A 17114-nucleotide genomic window follows, 5' to 3' on the forward strand; every position below is an offset into this window, starting at 1 on the left:
CCAAGCGGTGGATGCTGCAGACCAACGCCAACGCCAACGCCAACGCCAACGCCAACGCCAACGCCAACGCCAACGCCAACGCCAACGCGAGCAAGAGGCGCGTCCGCAGAGGTACCCGCGGCACAATACTGCCGCAGCACGTCTGTGCGAGGGGGCCAGACGTGCTGCGGAAGGTGGCTAGTCGTTTTGCGACGGCTGTGGGGTCGCAGCCTGCGTCAGAGGCAGGCAGTCCTGCCGATACTCAGCTTGCACTTTCGCTTCGGCGGTCATCAATTCGCTCGGATAGTTGATGTTGTCGCCTGAAGGGTCATAGCCGACCGCTTCCAGCTCCTCGAGTTCCTGCTTCAATTGGGCGTGGGTGATCTCGCCCGTCGGTTGCTTGAACGGATAGTCGTTGCACTGCTGGGGCGTGAGGTGAGGGGCGGCGAGCGCCACGCTCGAACCGCACAGCAACAGACAGGCGATCAAGGGTGTCGTGATCCTCTTCATGCCAAGTTCTCCAAAAGTAGTGGATGGAAGCATTGGCCTTTCTCTGCGCCGCGGACAGAATCGGGACCGAGATCGCCAGTGCATGTAGGAAGAATAGCGATCGCTCTTGCAGAATTCGCTTACGGGAGAGTGAAGAGTTGTTTAAGGCTTTGCGTTCGACCTGACGCTTTGGCCCGTGCGGGCAGGGATGAAAAAAGTTTCATGGAAATGTTGCCGAGAGGCTATCCGCTGCGTTGTAACGTTGCGGATGCACCTGCTCCTCGCATTCGAGCGGGCACAGGACACGACTTTGCGGATGTCATCCATGATGTGTCGATCCGCTCGCGCGCAGGGGGACATCTGGATCTAACGAATGCGAATTCTGCTTGTCTCCACGTCTCGCCCGGAATCTTCATACCTGCATAAAGCGTTGCGCGAGAGCGCTCATAGTCTGCAGGTCACAAACGACGTCCGCGACGCCATGTATCTGGCGTCACAGGACGCGTTCGACGCCATCGTTATCGTCGTGGGCCAGGAGGTGCGAAGGGACGAGTTGCACAGTACCTTGCCATCTTTCGCAAGGCTGGCGAATCGCCCATCCACCATTCTGATGCTGGGTCACGCAGCGCCCGGCGAACGTGCCCGGATGCTCCGCGCGGGGGCGGATGCCTGCTTTGTCCTGCCTTACTCGATCATCGAAATGCAGGAGCGGCTCGCCGCCTTGCGTCGGCTGAGCCAACATCACATGCGGGCGTCGCCGCAAGACGAGTTGGCACGGTTGGACCCGCGGACGCATGAGTTCGTTGAAGGTAGCCAGCGGCTTTCCGTCACCAAGCGCGAATACCTGGTGATCGAGTGCCTCTTGCGTCATGTCAACGGGCCGGTCGCGCGCGATAACCTGATTCGCTATGCATGGGCTGAGGCCGATGACGTCGATCCGGCCAGCGTGAACGTGGTGATTTCCCGCTTACGCAGGAAGATGCGGCAGCAAGGTTTTACCACGCAAGTCGAAACCATCAACCACTTCGGTTACCGGCTAGTCCACTGAACCGGATGATCGCACGCTTCGCGACGCCTGGGACTTCCCCGCCACCGGTTTCAATGCCCACCTCAGTTAGGCATCTTTGAAACCGGCTGCAGCCCATAGTGCGTGATGCTGGATTCATGCCCGCCACCCGCATAAGTAGAGACAACGTCAATCAGCTTCTTAAGGCTCTCCCTGGGGATGGCAAAGCCTTTCCATCCAAATCCCGTGTGGCGCATAAACACGACGGCACCATCGAGCAGTGGGTTGCTTTCAATGTGCCAGGTTGGATTGTTCTCAATCACGTACTGGCGAGATTTAGAAAGCGACGCATCCACGGCGGGCTGCATCTCTGAACGGTAGCCGCTTAGATTTTCGATCAAAGCGTCGACCTCGGAGGGGTCGAGCACGACACTGTTTCCTTCAATCGAAAGAAGCAATGAATTTGCACCATAGGGGTTGACGATCTCGAGCTTCAGCACTTGCAACTTCCTCCTCTTTAACTAGCCAGTCCGAGAGGCCTGGCAGGCGCATTCGCATGGATGGCGAGGTCCTCGCAAAACCTTAGAGCCTTGTCCCGGGGTATGGCGAACCCGGCCCATCCCACACCGGAATTCCTCAGGAACAGAACGACGGCATCAGAGCCGGGATGGGGTTCCGCATACCAGCTAGGGTCGAGTTCGACTGAATATCGGTGGGTGCGAGATACGCTCGATGGAACAGGCGGTCGCATTGAGGCTCTAAGCGCACCAAGTTGTTCAATCAGCACATCGAGATCCTCCGCGCCCAGCTGCATCCGATGCGTGTCGATCTCGAGATGGACAACTTTCGTACCATTTTCACTGACTAGCTCAGTTCTCATTGGGCGTCGCATTGCCGACCTCCGCATTAGAATGAAAAAAAATTATGGTGCTCTGCTCGCCGTGCTTCCTTAAGAAAGCACGGCGCGATGATGAAACTTCGTACATGTGCAAAGGAGTCAAGTCGTGTGAGGAGAGACCCCTAGTGCGGTTCGTGCACATCGCCGGGGGCGTCGTGCGGGCTCAGCGGATTGAAGGGGAGTGTCTGCTCTGCCGTAGGCAGGTCGGCGGTACTCCAGCCGCCGCCGAACGCGCCGATGAGGCCCACCGCCGTCTGCAAGCGGCGTGTCTGCACCTCTACCTCGGAGATTTGTGCGGTGAGCGCGGCGATCTGGGCAACGGTGACACTCAGATAGTTGTCCAGGCCACCCGTGTAGAGACTGAGGGACATGTCCTGCACTTTGAGTGCTGCCTGCAGGGCCGCTTCCTGCTGAGTGGCCTCAGTGGCGAGCTTGCTGGTGAGTGTCAGATTATCTTCAACCTGCTGAAAGGCTTGCAGTACAGTTGCCCGATAGCTATCCGTCGCCTGGTTGAATTGCGACCAGCTTTGTTGCAACTCAGCTTTCCGTAGACCCCCCTCGAACAGCGGCAACATGGCGGACGCTCCAACTGCCCAGAGGGCGTTCGGCAGCGAGGCAAGGCCAAAGCCGGTATCTTCGAAACCCGCGATCGCGCTAAGGCGGATGTTCGGATAGAACGCTGCCCGCGATACCCCGATGGAGGAGTTTTCCGCCGCCATCATGCGCTCGGCCTGCGCGATATCAGGGCGCCGTTGCAGCAGCGCGGAGGGAGCGTCCACAGGAGTTGTCGGAACACTGATTTGGGCATCCGCGCTCGCCGGCAAGCTGAAGGTGCTGGGGTTGACACCGGCCAGTACCGCGACTGCGTGCTCGAGCAATGCCCGCTGTGCTTGCACCTCGGTGTCGAACGCCTGCGCGGAGGAAAGCTGATTCTCAGCGCGAGCGACATCGATGCCCGCGGCAATTTTCCCGGCAAAGCGCAATTGCGTGATCGAGACCGCCTGCTGATAGGAGGCAATGGTCTGCACATAGACGGCATGCTCATCATCGAGACCATGGATCGCCATGTAGTCGGTGGCGAGTTCCATCTCCAGGCTCAGTCGTGCCGAAGCGACCTGCGCCGCTACGCCTTGCGCGTCCTGCTGGGCCTCTTTGGTGCTGTTACGGATCTGGCTCCAGAAATCGGGCTCCCACGAAGCGACGGCACCATAGCCGTTCGACGGCGACTGGAGGGAGGCGCTGGTTGCGTTCTTGAAAAGAGTATGCACAGACTCTTTGTTCTCGCTGGTAAACGCTTGCAAGCCAAGTTGCGGAAACAGTCCTGATCGCGCTTCGCCGACGACGTCCCGGGCTTGGGTATACGTTTCTTCGGCTGCCTTCAGATTCGGATTCGCCGCATCAAGCTGCGTCTCGAGACGATCCAGTTCGGCGTTGCCAAACACTTGCCACCATGGGCCGTGCGAGAGTTGATCTTGCGGCTGCGCGACGACAAACGGCCCGGAACCCTTGTATTGCGCCGGCAGGATCATGCTTGGCGGCGTATAGAGGGGCGCCAGATCGCAGCCGGACAGCGCACTGACGACGGTGAGGCACACAAGGTAGCGGATAGGTCGGAAGCTGCGCATTACTGGCTCGCATCGTCGTTGCGCGCAGCTTCAACTTTCGCGCGCTGCGCCGGGGTCAAATTCTTTGATGCGTCCATGTTCGCGTGGAATTGTGCATCGGGGGCAATGCCTGGCACACCCTGGACAATGCGCACCGTCTCGCCTTCGAGAATGCCGGCCGAGGGGTTGGTGATCAGCCGGTCGCTGCGCTTCAACCCGGATGTGATCTGCACAGTCTGGCCAAAATTCTGGCCGAGCTGAACGTCTTGAAGATGCACCTTGTTGTCCGCGTCAACGAGCGCGACCTGGGTGCCTTGCGCGCGGAACACCAGTGCCTGCTCCGGCACCACCAGCACGTCGGGGTTCGTCGGCACGACAAACTTGACGTCGGCGTACGTTCCGGGCCAGATCAGATGATCGGGGTTGGGCACCAGGAGCTCGGTCACCACGGTACGCGTTTGCGGGTTGAAGGCGTTTGCCGTCGTTTGATAAGTCGCGTTGAATGTCCGGTTTGGATATTGCGGCAGCGAGAGCGTGGCGGTCAGATCGGGCTTGAGCATCGCGGCATAGTCCTGCGGTACCGACACGAAAACACGCATCTCGTGAATGTCGGAGACACTGAACAACTCGTCCGCGGCGCCTCGCGCGCTGACATCGCCGCCCGCGGCGTTGACATAGTTGCCCACGTCGGTATCGCGCGAAGTGACGATTCCATCGAACGGGGCAACGATTCTCTTGAACCCTTCGAGAACCTTATAGCGCGCAACCTCATGCTGCGCCACCCGGGCCTGGGCTTTCTTCGCAGCGGCACTGGCAACCTGTACGTCCACTTCCTGCTGCGACACCGCCTGCGTACCTGCCAGCGCCGTCCAGCGATTGGCGGTCACTACGGCGAGGTTGTAGTTGGTCTGGGCCACGTCGAGATTCGCCTGCGAGCTCTCATACTGCTCGTCCACGGCGGGCGCATCGATGGTGGCGAGCAAATCGCCCGCTTTCACTGGCGCACCATAGTCCTTGTACCACTTGAGCACGTAGCCCGATACCTGGGCATAGATCGGGGCCGAATACCAGGCCTTGATCGTTCCCGGCAACGTCACGGTGCGTGTCGCCGGTCCCGGGGCAGGGGAGATGACCTGCACTTCGGGTACCGACTCCTCGTCAGCGACGTCACGCAGATTGGCGACATTGGCGCGCCGCTGGAAAATGCCGAGCGCGACGAGCCCCACGACGATCAGCGCCGCAATCGCCGTCAGCAATCGGATTCGGGAGGAACTCGGGAGGGGTGTTTGTCGACGAGTGCTCATACGTGCGATTCCATGTCTTTATTTCTGTTGCTGTGCAAAAGCGCGAATACGCAGGGCACGAACAGCAGAGTTGCAATTGTTGCGATCATGAGTCCACCGATCACAGCGCGACCCAGCGGGGCGTTTTGGGTATTGCTGAATGACATCGGCAGCATGCCGATCATCATGGCGAGCGCTGTCATCAGCACCGGACGAATACGGCCGTAGCCAGCCTCGATGGCGGCGACCACAGCGTTGCCATGCTCGGCCAGGCGCTCGCGAGCAAACGAGACCACGAGGATCGAGTTGGCGGTCGCCGTGCCCATGCACATGATCGCGCCGGTGAGCGCAGGCACGGATAGGGTCGTGTGGGTGAGAAACAGGCTCCAGACGATTCCGGCCAGTGCTGCGGGCAGGGCGGTAATGATGATGAAGGGGTCGAGCCAGGACTGGAAATTGACCACGATAACCAGGTAGACGAGCAAGATCGAAAGGGCGAGCCCCGCAAGCAATTGGGCATACGCGCTACTCATCGTTTGCGCCTGGCCTCGCAGATGCACGCTGGAACCGCGCGGAACGTCGTGGCTCATGTCCGCGACGACGTGCTCGACCTCATCGTTCACCGCACCGAGATCGCGCTCTTGATTGCTCACGAAAATGTCGATCGCCGGCAAGATGCTGTAGTGCGAGGCCAGCAGTGGCGTACCTGTCTGGGTAATTCGGCTAAGTGCCCCCAACAATTGCGTGTCGTTGCCACTGGGATCGCCATTGCCCTTGTCGATCGGAATGGTTTCCAGGTCATTCATCGACGAGAGCTGGTCTTGCGGTGTCTGCATATTGACCAGATGCGATACCCCTGAGCTCGTATCGAGCCAGTAGGTAGGCGCCGTTTGCCCGCTCCCGGACAAGGTCGCCAGCGCATTGTTGGCGATATTGGATTCCGTCACGCCTGTGCCCAAGGCAAAGGATCGAGATGCCGCGACATTCAGGGTCGGCTCATCGAAGGCTTGCTGGATATTGACGTCGGCGCTACCGGGGATGCGCCGTATACGGGCGGCCATCGCTTGCGCGTACGCGAAGTTGGCAACTTGCCCACGACCGGAGATCTGTACGTCAATCGGTGCCGGCAGGCCGAAATTGAGGATCTTTGCCGTTATATCGCCCGGTAGAAACGTAAATGCGGTACCGGGATACAGCTTGGGAAGTTGCTGTCGCAGCATGAAGCGATACTTGTCGACCGGCGATCGATCATTCTTCAGGTTGATCGTGATGTCGCAATCCTGTGGGCCGATCGTTCCCGTGGAGTTGTAGGCTTCGTTGATGCCGCTCGACGGCAGGCCGCAATTGTCCAAGACATTGCTCACCTGATTCGGGAGGATCTGCCGGATCGAGCCATTCACGAGAACGGCAATCTTCGATGCTTCCTCCAACCGCGTGCCAACCGGTGCACGCATATGCAGGTCGATCTCGCCGGACTTGATGCTCGGAAAGAAATCACGTCCAAGGAAGCCGATGAGACCCAGTGAGCTGAACGAGGCCGCAGCGAACACCACGATGAAGAGTCGGCGTCTGGCTACGAGCTGGGTCAACACAGTCTGGTAGTGCTCACGAAACTGAGTGAATCGCCGCTCGAAACCGCGCTGGAAACGGGTAAAGAAGCCTGGATCGGTCGTATGGCCGTGCTTGTGTTGGTCCACCTGGCCGCGCAACAAAAACGCGGCCATCGTCGGCACCAAGGTGCGCGAGAGGATAAACGAGGCGATCATCGCGAAGACGATCGCTTCCGCCATCGGAAGGAACAGAAAACCCGCAATCCCGCCAAGCTGGAATAGCGGCAGCCAGACGATGCAGATGCACAGGGTCGCCACGAAAGTGGGGACGACGATCTGGTTGGCCGCCGCGATGATGCCGGGTTCGAGTTCTGCCCCCGCTTCGAGGTGAGAGTCGATATTCTCGATCATGACCGTCGCGTCGTCGACAAGAATACCGACGGCGAGAGCGAGCCCCCCCAAGGTCATGACGTTGATCGTTTGGCCTAGCCACGATAGCGCGAGGACCGACGACAGGATAGCCAAAGGGATGGAGGTCGCGACGATCAGCGTCGAGCGCCAGCTGCCGAGGAAAAGCAGGACGGTCAGACCGGTGAGAATGGCCGCGGTGATCATCTCCTGCATCACCTCGTCCACCGAATCACGGACAAAGCCGGACGCGTCGTTCAGCGTCGTGATCTTGACTCCCGGCGGCAGCGTGCGAATGATGCCGGGAAGCGCTTTCTTGATACCGTCCACCACGGCAAGCGTAGACGCATTGCCGCTCTTGAGGACCTGGATCAGCACGGCCTGCCTGCCCTTCACCAGAACGGCATTGGTCTGAGGCGGCGCGCCACTGTGAACGAATGCGACATCGCGGAGATAGACCGTGGCGCCGTTAACGGTCTTGATCGGGAGGTTATTGAAGGTCGACACTTGAATCGGAGTGGAATTGGTCTGGACCATAAAGTCGAGACCGCCGATCTTCTGGTCGCCCGCCGGAAGCACAACGTTCTGCACATTCAATGCACGCGCGACATCCGCGGCCGACAGGCCATGCGCCAACAGCTTTTTCTGGTCGAGATCAACCTCGACATTGAGCGAGGCGCCTCCATAAGGTGAGGGGATCGCAGCGCCAGGAACCGCCACCAGTTGCGGACGGATCAGATTCGATGCCATGTCATAGACCTGCGAAGCAGACATACCTGTCGCGGACACTTGCAGATCCAGCACGGGAACCGATGAGGCGTTGTAAGAAAGAATCTGCGGCGGAGTCATACCCGCCGGCATCTGCTTGAGCACGGTCTGCGAGGCCGCCGTGATCTCTGCCTCCGCGGAGGAGACGTCGGTGCCGGGCTGGAAGAATATCTTCACGATCCCACGCCCATAGAGCGATTGGCTCTCGATATGTTCGATGTTATCGACCGTCGCGGTCAGTGCTCTTTCGTAGTAATAGATAACGCGGCCGGACATATCCTGCGGAGAGAGGCCGTTATAGGTCCAGACAACGGCGACCACCGGTATGCGGATATTCGGAAAAATGTCAGTCGGAGTCTTGAGCACCGCCATGCCACCGAACAGCAAGATCAGGATGCTCATGACTACGAAGGTCAAGGGTCGTCGCAGGGCGACTAGGACAATGGCGTTCATAGGGTGCCGTTAGGAAATCCAGACAGAGATCTGCAAACAAATACACTGCGATCAATTAGAGAAGGAGACACATCGCCATTTCCGGCTACTACATCGAGTGTCCTCGCATGCGAAAAAGGCTCATGGGCGGCAACGTCGTCTCGCTTGATCGTGCGTGAGCATCGCCCGAATCATCAGACCGTCACCAGGGCGGTGCTGGGCAATGTTTTCATGACAGTTTCCTTGAGTCTGTACAGAGTCGATCAGGCTGCGAAATGTGCCCTGATGCGCCACTGAGAGGAGGGAGAGTAAGCGAGTGTCGGTGTCATTCGCGAAACGTAGGCATGAAGACTTTTTAATTTGATCGGTCACCGCGGTTATTCAAGGGTATGGGGCCAGCATTCGACGGTCATCACCGCACCGGGGTTGGCGCTGCCGATCGTGAGCCCGAAATCGTGCATCCGCATGATCGCCGACACAATGCCCAGCCCCAGTCCGAAACCGGCCACATGCCGAGCCGCTTCACCCCGATTGAAGCGTTGAAGGACCGCATGGCGCTCATGTTCGGGGATACCTGGCCCGTTGTCCGATACGACAAGAGACGGCCCGGCAGTGCTGGCCTGAAGCTCGACGCAGACTACCCCTCCATTGGGGGCGAACTTTATTGCGTTGTCGAGGAGATTGCTGAATGCTTCGAACAACAACGCACGATCCCCATGGATGGGTGGCACGGCAGTCATACCGTTTTGCAGCCTTATGGATCTTTCCTCGGCGAGTGGCCGATACAAATTGCATAAGTCATCGACGAGGCGCTGCAAGCTCAACATTTCGAACCCACCTCGACGCTGCAACGCGCCTATTTCTGAAATCCGCAACATCGCACGGAATCGCTCCAGCAACGATTCAGTCTCGAGACGAGCATGAGCAAGCATGCCTTCCAAACGTTCGTCGCCAAAGACTCGGGCGCGATCGGTGATACCGGCAAGCAAGGTGCGCACATGCGCGAGCGGTGTGCGCAGGTCGTGCGCGATTCCGTCGCAGGCGCCTTTGACCTCATTCATGAGTCGCTCGACCTCATCGAGCATGTAGTTCACCAGGTGGGACAGCATGTCGAGTTCGTCCCCCCCTCCCGCGGGTAAGCGTTGCTTCAGGTCGCCTCGTGCAATCTGCAAGGTGGCACGTTGCATGTCGGCAATGCGGCGCATCTGACGCAGGCTCAGCACGAAGGCTGTTATCAGGCTCGCTGCGAGGCACAACATGCCGCCCAGGATCAAGGCCTTGATCAGCTCGGCGCGTATGTGCTCGACCTCGGCAAGATTGCGAGCCACGACCAGCTGCGTTCCATCGGCACGGCGTTCACCGATGACACGCACGATCGGTGTCGTCGCCCCCTGTCTGAGTGCCACCGTGCGGCCTTCGAACAGGCTATGAGCCTCCATGATGTTGTCGAGCGTGAGGCCGGGAGGAATCGAAGTGATGTTGCCCGCGAGATGCCGTCCATCGGAGTCGAAGAAGCCGTAGTAGTCGGAGTGCAGCCGCTCGCGCCTGATCCTTCGCCCCACGTCCGAGGAGACGTCGCTATCGTCGAGCGAGTCGAAGTAGCGTAGTTGCCATCGAATTCCACTATCCGCTTCCCGTTCCATTGCGTGAGTCACGGACAATTCCACGAAGCTCAGGAGGGACATGCTGGATAGGACGAAGACCACCGCGTAGATGGATAGCCAACGAAATGTTGAGGTATGCCAGCGACGCCCCAACCTCGAGGAGGGGACGGAAATCTTCAGGTCTGTTGCAATCATCGATTCCTCTGCTTCGCTGCATTGTGCGAAGCACCGCCGGCGCATGGATCGCCGTGACTTCGTGGACTAGGTTCGAGATCGGATTCCGTTGGTGCGATAGAGCGCTATTGGCAGGACTTTGTGTAAGACCACCCATGCCGATTGCGGCTTTGCGTCCATGCATCGCACGGCAATTCGATCCAAATGTCTGCGCAGGATATCGGGCGACGTCGATGAAAAAGGTTTCAAGATCATGAAGATTGATTTAAGCCAATGCCGCATCGCCCACGGGTAAAGGGCGCGCCGTGATTTGCGCCTGTCTGTAAAGAATTTTTCACTCTCCTGCTCCCGTTTTGATAGGGCCGGCTCGGTATTCTCAAATCGACCCGGACACGCATTGATCCATTTTCTGCTGCCGCCCGGTCTATTCGTTCCACTAAACAGTAATGAATTCTTTCTGCCATTTATTGAGGTGTACATCATGAAGATCTCCGCAATTGTATTAGCCGTGGGTTTGCTCTCGACCAGCGCAGCGTTCGCGCAGAACGCTCCTTCATCGGACGTCTCTGGTGACGCGGGTGTCACAGCGCTCGCACAGGCCGACACCCCGTCCTACGATGGAACGATGGCCCCGAAAACCCGCGCGGAAGTGCGTCAGGAACTCGTCAAGGCACAAAACGACGGGGAACTCGCCTACCTCAAAAAGACGGTGTACGCTCATCATTGATCAAAGCCGCCAGCCCGATTCCAAAGTCGGTAACATGACGCCGCCGCGAGGCGGCGCATGTCACCCTCTGCGGAACACGCTGCGGACAATCGGCCCCACTCGGGCCACTCTCCAAGCCCCATTCAGTGCTCGTGGCCCTTTTCTTCCCGTTCCTGGGAATCGGTACCCGCCGTGGTCTTGCCGGCGGATGCGAGGTTGGGGGTCGTGCTTGCCATGAAATCTCCTTGCTTTTCTGGATTGCAGTCGCGTCGCGACTGTGGGGGCACGCGCCGGAAACAAAATCAGCAAGGGATGTTTCACTTTTTTATATTGTCCGGTTTAAGCTTTGACCCTGGCTGAACGGGTCGTCGGCACAGCGGTAGTGGCGTGCTTATTTCGCCTTTTTCTTCAGGACTCGGTTGTAATCGCGGGAAACACTCGAAGCGTGCAAGTTCGACGCGGCACGGGAATCTTCGGGATCGGCGAGGCTCCATTCATTCAGTATCCCTATTTTTCGTCACTCGTTTTTCAGGCCTTCCGTATGAACTTACCCGCCGGGCGTTCGATCGATGTCGACTTTCTCCGCGGTCTGGTGCTGATAGTTATTGCACTCGATCACACTACGGGTAGCGTTCTCTCGCGGCTCATGCTCCATTCGTACGCGTTCTGCGATTCGGCGGAGGTGTTCGTCTTTCTCGGCGGCTATGCGTCGGCCGCGGCCTATACGGCGGTGCTTGCGCGTGGGGGACCTTCGGGGGCGACGCGCCGTTTTCTGCGCCGGAGTCTGGAGATCTACCGGGCCTATCTCTTTACGGCCCTGCTGATGCTGCTGGCCGGGGGCATGCTGGCCTTGCTCAACACGAACAAGGCGATGCTGGATATGGTGGACTGGCATCAGTTCGTACAGAGTCCGTTCCACGAGCTGGTCGGTATCGCGCTGTTCCGACATCAGCCGTATCTGTCGAGTGTGTTGCCGATGTATGTGGTGTTTGCGCTCTGTGTGCCTTCTCTCATTCCATTTTCGACGCGTATGCCGGCGATTGCGCTGGCGGGCAGTGCGCTGGTGTGGGTGCTTGCGCCCTGGCTCGCGCCGCTGGTGCCGGTCGCGCATGCGGGGGACTGGGCTTTCAATCCGTTTGCATGGCAGCTGATGTTCGTGCTCGGCGCACTCTGCCGCTTGCATCCGGTGACGGAGGCGTTTCAGGTTTCCACGCTCGGGCGCAAGCTTACGCATCTCGCGGTGGCGGTCGCACTCGCGATGGCGCTTGCGAAGTTGTTCTTCTTTGTCAATCCCTTGCCGGGTGAGATGAAGGAGAATCTTTCGATAGTCCGGGTCGTGAGTTTCATCGCGATTGCGTGGCTGGGCGCGCAGGCGGTGCGAGTCGGGGCGGTCCGCTGGCTGGCACAGCGTCTGCCGAGCATCGTGACGGTCGGCCGCACGGGTCTCGTGTGTTTTGTCGCGGGAACGGTGGTGTCGCTCGCCGTCGATACGCTGACTTTCCACGGGCAAATCCACGGTGCGCGCGGGCTGATGGTGTCGCTCGCGGGCGACGGGGCGACCATCGTGGCGCTGATCGGGATCGCGACGCTTTGGCAGCGGCTCGATGCGCGGGCGAAGACTGAGCGCATGACAGTTCAGGCGCGGGAGTTCGTGCGTATGCAGTTTGTGCGGATGACGCGGAACTAGGCCCGGGTTTTGCTCACTAGAGTGGGGCGCGAAGCTGGTTCGCGTCAATTGCGTATAGTTGTCCGCACGCATGATCCACTCCAGACGATTCCAACGGCCACTGCTTTCTGTCCTCACGTACTTGTCGTGGGCCTTTGTCCCGTGTGCCGCTCTGCTGCCGGGTTGCCGCTCTGTTCCGAGCGGACCCGTACTCGCCCAATGCGAAGCGTTCGAGGGCCGCTCGCTGCCACCGGGCGATATCGGTTTGCCGACTCGGGGTGCGCTGATCGAGGATGCGACGATGATCTCGACGACCGCGCGTGGCAACAACGATGGGGAGTATTGCCGGATCACGGGGGCGATCCGCGCGGTGCGTACCGATACGCCCGATATCCGCTTTGAGGTCAATCTTCCCAGCCACTGGAATGGCCGTGCGCTGCAGATGGGCGGTGGCGGGTATAACGGCGAGGTTCAGCGGGGTACGGGGGGCGTGAATTATGCAGCGGGCAGGGCGCCCCTCGCGGAGGGCTATGCGACGTTCGGCTCGGACTCGGGGCATGTGGGCAATGCAGCGCGCGCGGATTTTGCGCTCAGTGACGAGGCGGTCGCCAATTTCGGCTTCGAGCATATCAAGAAGACGCATGATGTCGCACTCGCGCTGATCCGGCTCGGCTATGGCCGGGGGCCGCTCAAGACGTATTTCGTGGGGGGCTCGACGGGCGGGCGCGAGGGATATACGGCGATCGAACGATTTCCCGGCGACTACGACGGGGTGATAGCGAATGCGCCGGCGATCAATTTTTCGGGGGTGCGTCTGAACGGCCTCGAAATCGGCCGCAGGATCTATCGGAAGTCGGACGGCTTCCTGCCTCCGGACAAACAGAAGCTTGTGCATGCTCGCGTGCTCGCCGAGTGCGATGCGCTCGATGGTGCGAAAGACGGCATCGTCAGCAATGTCGAAGCCTGCCGGGCGCGCGAGGCACAGACGATTGCCTCGCTGAGGTGTGGCCCGGACGTATCAGCTAGCGACACCCATCAAGGCAACGACGCCTCCGTGCCCGACATCCCTCTATCCAGCGGTACGCGTTGGGCCGCTGCCTCGGCGAAATCGCCCGGCACGGCACCTCAGGCGCGCTGTCTCAGCGACGCGCAGATTGCGACGATGAAATCGCTGCGCGACGGTCTGTCGCTGCCTTATCCGCTTGCCTACGGGGTCATGCAATATCCGGGCTATAACGTGTTCGAGGGCGCGGACCTGTCGGGCATGCTCGGGCTCGGTGCGTCGCCGCTGCCGAGTTCGCCGCCGACGTTCGCCGCGAACGGCTACCTGTTCACGCAGGGGGATGCGTATTTCAAGTATTTTGTCGCGCGCGACAAGATGGCCTCGGGTATCGATTTCGATCCGTCTGAGCCGGGCCGCTATCGTCAGCGCCTGATTGACTTGTCGTCGACGGTTGGGGCGATGAACCCGGATGTCTCGACATTCATTGCTCGCGGGGGCAAGCTGATCACGCTCCAAGGCCTGGCGGACGAGGTTGTCAGCCCAAACCAGACGATCGCGTTCTACCGGACGCTCGTGAGCCGCTACGGGCAGGCCACGGTCGATTCCTTCATGCGGCTCTATATGGTTCCAGGTTATCAGCACGGCAATGGTGTCTTCATTCCTTCCTGGGACGCGCTCAATGCGCTCGACGCATGGGTCTCGCAGGGTGCCGCCCCGGGAGCGCTGGTGGCGATCGACATCGCGCCCGCGACGAACGGCCGCTCGAGACCGTTATGCGTCTATCCCGCGTTCCCGAGGTACCGTGGGAAGGGCGATGTGAACGTTGCCGCGAGCTTCGAGTGTTCGACACTGTAAGCCTCGCTGGGGGAGATTGAACGGCCCGCTCGAGCAGTTTGTCCACGCGAGGCCACCACGGATGCCCTGAATGAGCGGCTCGACTGGACGCACTGCGATACGGTGCAAGTGTCTTGTTGCGTAAGCATTGTGTAATGAATGCATCGCGCTCCGCCTCGATGTCACATTCCGCATCGCGTCGCACCTAGGCTCCACCCCCATTGCAGGATTCTTTTCGCTCGGTCAGGATTCGGCGCATGGGCCGTCTGCCGCCCGTCGCCGATCGCGGTGACGGGTAGTCGGCCCACTAACATAACCAATAAGAATCCGGGTGCCGTTGAAATGCTGATCATTGTCCGTAGCCTGCTGGGCATGCTGCTGTTGCTGTTTATCGCCTTTCTCATCTCGACCGATCGTCGCAATATCCGTCTGCGGACAGTCGCCTCGGCGCTGCTCACGCAGATCGCGATCGGCGCGCTCATCCTTTTCGTGCCCGCGGGCAAGGCGGTGCTGGCCGCCTCGGCGAACGGGGTCAACCATGTGCTCGAATACGGCAACGAAGGGGTGTCGTTCCTGTTCGGCGGCCTCGACAGCGCGAAGATGTTCGAACTTTTCGGTGGCGGCGGCTTCGTGTTCGCCGTGCGCGTGCTGCCGATGATCGTGTTCGTGACCGCGCTGATCTCGGTGCTGTACTACCTCGGTGTGATGCGCTGGTTTGTGGCGATCTTCGGCACGATCTTCCAGAGGATCATCGGTGTGAGCAAGCTCGAGTCGTTCTCGGCGGTCACCACGATTTTCCTCGGCCAGAACGAGTTGCCCGCGCTGGTCAAGCCCTTCGTCAACAAGATGAGCGGGCCCGAGCTGTTCGCCGTGATGACGAGCGGGATGGCGGCGATCGCGGGCTCGGTGCTCGCGGGCTATGCGGGCCTCGGCGTCAAGATGGAATACCTGCTGGCCGCGTCATTCATGGCCGTGCCCGGGGGGCTGCTGTTCGCCAAGATCGTCTGCCCGACGGCCGCTGCGAGTCATGTCGAGATTGACGGCACACTGAGCTTCGATGAAAAGCGACCGGCCAATGTGATCGAAGCCGCGGGTTCGGGTGCGACGCTCGGGCTCAAGATCGCCGTGATGGTTGGCGCGATGTTGATTGCTTTCATCGGCCTGATCGCGCTGATCAACGGGATTGTCGGTGGTGTCGGCGGGTGGTTCGGTCATCCCGACGTTTCGTTGCAGTCGATTCTCGGCCTCGTGTTCTCGCCGCTCGCGTATATGCTCGGCGTGCCCTGGCAGGACGCGGCGATCGCGGGCAACTTCATCGGCCAGAAGATGATTCTCAACGAGTTCGTCGCCTATGTCGGACTCGCCCCGTATCTCAAGGATTCGGCGGCCGTGGCCGCAGCGGGCCTTCAGGTGCTTGACCCCAAGACCATCGCGATCGTGTCGTTCGCGCTGTGCGGATTTGCGAACTTCGCGTCGATTGCGGTGCTGACCGGTGCGTTCAGCGCGGTCGCGCCCGAACGTCGAGCCGAAGTCGCGCGCTATGGTGTGCGGGTCGTGATCGCGGCCACCTTGTCGAACCTCATGAGCGCGACAATCGCCGGCTTGTTCCTTACGTTCTGAATGGCTTGAATATGCACAAGGTTATCTACGATACGGACCCCGGCGTCGACGACGCCATGGCGCTGCTGTTCCAAGTGCGCCACCCGGAGATCGAACTGCTCGGCATCACGAGCGTGTTCGGTAATGCGACGATCGAGGATACGACGCGCAATGCGCTCTATCTCGCCGGGCGTTTCGCGCCTCATGTGCCAGTGGCGCGTGGCGCCGCCGCGCCGCTGCAACGCACGGCACCGGGTCCGCTTCCCATGATTCACGGCGGGAACGGGGTCGGCGATATCGAACTTCCCGACGACGCGGGCACCTTCGGCGCCACGCTCGACCCGCGACCCGCGCATCGCTTCATCATCGATACCGTGCGCGCGCATCCGGGCGAGGTCACGCTGCTGGCGGTCGGGCCGATGACCAATCTTGCGCTCGCGCTCGCTGAAGATCCGGGCATCGCGCGACTCGTGAAGCGGGTCATCATCATGGGTGGCGCGTTCGGCATCCACGGCATCCTCGGCAATGTGTCGCCCGCGGCTGAAGCGAATATCTTCAACGATCCGCATGCAGCGGACCAGGTGCTCGCCGCGCCTTGGCCGCTGACGCTCGTCGGTCTCGATGTCACGCAGCGGACCATCATGAGCGCCGCCTATCTGGCAAGCCTGCGCGACGAGGTGGGAGACGACGGGCAGTTCGTCTGGGATGTCTCGCGTGTCTATCACCGTTTTCATTTGTCGAGCGAAGGTCTCGATGGGATCTATGTGCACGACTCGTCGGCCGTCGCCTGCCTCGTGCGGCCGGACCTTTATACGCTTCGCAGTGGCCCCGTGCGTGTGCTGACCGAAGGGATCGCGATCGGACAGACCATCCAGAAGCCGTTGTCGATGCCAGTGCCCGCGCAGGCGTGGGACAACCGGCCGGCGCAGTCAGTGTGCATCGCGGCCGACTACGCAGCCGTACTCGAGCTCTACCGGGCGACGCTGGTCGCCGGCGTCCGGGCCTGAGATCTCCGGGCTCGCCAGCCGGGTCCGCCAGCCGGGTCCGCCGACCGGGTCCGCCGACCGGGTCTGACAACCGGGTCTGACAACCGGGTCTGACAACCGCGCCT

12 protein-coding genes are annotated in these 17114 nt (G+C 60.3%); 6 read left to right on the top strand and 6 right to left on the bottom strand.

Features of this window, described 5'->3' with window-relative positions; all coding sequences use genetic code 11:
* Window positions 1-177 precede the first annotated feature (177 nt).
* Window positions 178-489: a DUF4148 domain-containing protein gene (locus HV670_RS08345; RefSeq protein ID WP_175104281.1), complete on the bottom strand. Its 312-nt coding sequence runs from the start codon at window positions 487-489 to the stop codon at window positions 178-180.
* Window positions 490-841: 352 nt separating this feature from the next.
* On the opposite strand from HV670_RS08345, the gene HV670_RS08350 reads away from it, so the two are divergent.
* Window positions 842-1516: a response regulator transcription factor gene (locus HV670_RS08350; RefSeq protein ID WP_175104282.1), complete on the top strand. Its 675-nt coding sequence runs from the start codon at window positions 842-844 to the stop codon at window positions 1514-1516.
* Between the two features lie 62 nt (window positions 1517-1578).
* Here HV670_RS08350 and HV670_RS08355 read toward each other — a convergent pair whose 3' ends face one another.
* The 5 genes from HV670_RS08355 to HV670_RS08375 all read right to left on the bottom strand — a co-directional run bounded on the left by HV670_RS08355 (window position 1579) and on the right by HV670_RS08375 (window position 10216).
* Complete coding sequence (locus tag HV670_RS08355) at window positions 1579-1974, bottom strand: hypothetical protein (protein WP_175104283.1); 396 nt, start codon at window positions 1972-1974, stop codon at window positions 1579-1581.
* 520 nt (window positions 1975-2494) lie between these two features.
* A complete protein-coding gene (locus tag HV670_RS08360; RefSeq protein ID WP_175104284.1) occupies window positions 2495-3997 on the bottom strand; it encodes an efflux transporter outer membrane subunit in 1503 nt (500 codons plus the stop codon).
* Window positions 3997-5232, bottom strand: a complete 1236-nt coding sequence (locus tag HV670_RS08365) for an efflux RND transporter periplasmic adaptor subunit (RefSeq protein ID WP_217478388.1) — start codon at window positions 5230-5232, stop codon at window positions 3997-3999. The genes HV670_RS08360 and HV670_RS08365 overlap by 1 nt, the downstream gene beginning before the upstream one ends.
* A 44-nt stretch (window positions 5233-5276) precedes the next feature.
* Window positions 5277-8438: an efflux RND transporter permease subunit gene (locus tag HV670_RS08370; protein ID WP_175104286.1), complete on the bottom strand. Its 3162-nt coding sequence runs from the start codon at window positions 8436-8438 to the stop codon at window positions 5277-5279.
* A 356-nt stretch (window positions 8439-8794) separates the two neighbouring features.
* On the bottom strand, window positions 8795-10216 hold the full coding sequence (locus HV670_RS08375; protein WP_175104287.1) for a sensor histidine kinase: 1422 nt from the start codon (window positions 10214-10216) through the stop codon (window positions 8795-8797).
* Window positions 10217-10592: 376 nt separating this feature from the next.
* Here HV670_RS08375 and HV670_RS08380 point away from each other — a divergent pair, with 376 nt between their 5' ends.
* The 5 genes from HV670_RS08380 (at window position 10593) to HV670_RS08400 (ending at window position 17010) form a co-directional block, all read left to right on the top strand.
* Complete coding sequence (locus tag HV670_RS08380) at window positions 10593-10922, top strand: DUF4148 domain-containing protein (RefSeq protein ID WP_246257148.1); 330 nt, start codon at window positions 10593-10595, stop codon at window positions 10920-10922.
* Window positions 10923-11442: 520 nt separating this feature from the next.
* Complete coding sequence (locus HV670_RS08385) at window positions 11443-12588, top strand: OpgC domain-containing protein (RefSeq protein ID WP_175104288.1); 1146 nt, start codon at window positions 11443-11445, stop codon at window positions 12586-12588.
* A 280-nt stretch (window positions 12589-12868) separates the two neighbouring features.
* A complete protein-coding gene (locus HV670_RS08390) occupies window positions 12869-14425 on the top strand; it encodes a tannase/feruloyl esterase family alpha/beta hydrolase (protein ID WP_175104332.1) in 1557 nt (518 codons plus the stop codon).
* Window positions 14426-14749: 324 nt separating this feature from the next.
* Window positions 14750-16024, top strand: coding sequence for a NupC/NupG family nucleoside CNT transporter (locus HV670_RS08395; protein WP_246257167.1), 1275 nt, complete (start codon window positions 14750-14752; stop codon window positions 16022-16024).
* A gap of 5 nt (window positions 16025-16029) precedes the next feature.
* Window positions 16030-17010: a nucleoside hydrolase gene (locus HV670_RS08400; RefSeq protein WP_175104290.1), complete on the top strand. Its 981-nt coding sequence runs from the start codon at window positions 16030-16032 to the stop codon at window positions 17008-17010.
* Window positions 17011-17114: the final 104 nt, after the last annotated feature.

The organism is Pararobbsia alpina, from assembly GCF_902859895.1.
GTDB classification, from domain to species: Bacteria; Pseudomonadota; Gammaproteobacteria; order Burkholderiales; family Burkholderiaceae; genus Pararobbsia; species Pararobbsia alpina.

Bases quoted from the DNA above. Each gene is read 5' to 3' on its own strand.
- HV670_RS08345 (WP_175104281.1), bottom strand. From the start codon at position 489: ATGAAGAGGATCACGACACCCTTGATCGCCTGTCTGTTGCTGTGCGGT.
- HV670_RS08350 (WP_175104282.1), top strand. From the start codon at position 842: ATGCGAATTCTGCTTGTCTCCACGTCTCGCCCGGAATCTTCATACCTG.
- HV670_RS08360 (WP_175104284.1), bottom strand. From the start codon at position 3,997: ATGCGCAGCTTCCGACCTATCCGCTACCTTGTGTGCCTCACCGTCGTC.
- HV670_RS08370 (WP_175104286.1), bottom strand. From the start codon at position 8,438: ATGAACGCCATTGTCCTAGTCGCCCTGCGACGACCCTTGACCTTCGTA.
- HV670_RS08375 (WP_175104287.1), bottom strand. From the start codon at position 10,216: ATGATTGCAACAGACCTGAAGATTTCCGTCCCCTCCTCGAGGTTGGGG.
- HV670_RS08385 (WP_175104288.1), top strand. From the start codon at position 11,443: ATGAACTTACCCGCCGGGCGTTCGATCGATGTCGACTTTCTCCGCGGT.
- HV670_RS08390 (WP_175104332.1), top strand. From the start codon at position 12,869: ATGATCTCGACGACCGCGCGTGGCAACAACGATGGGGAGTATTGCCGG.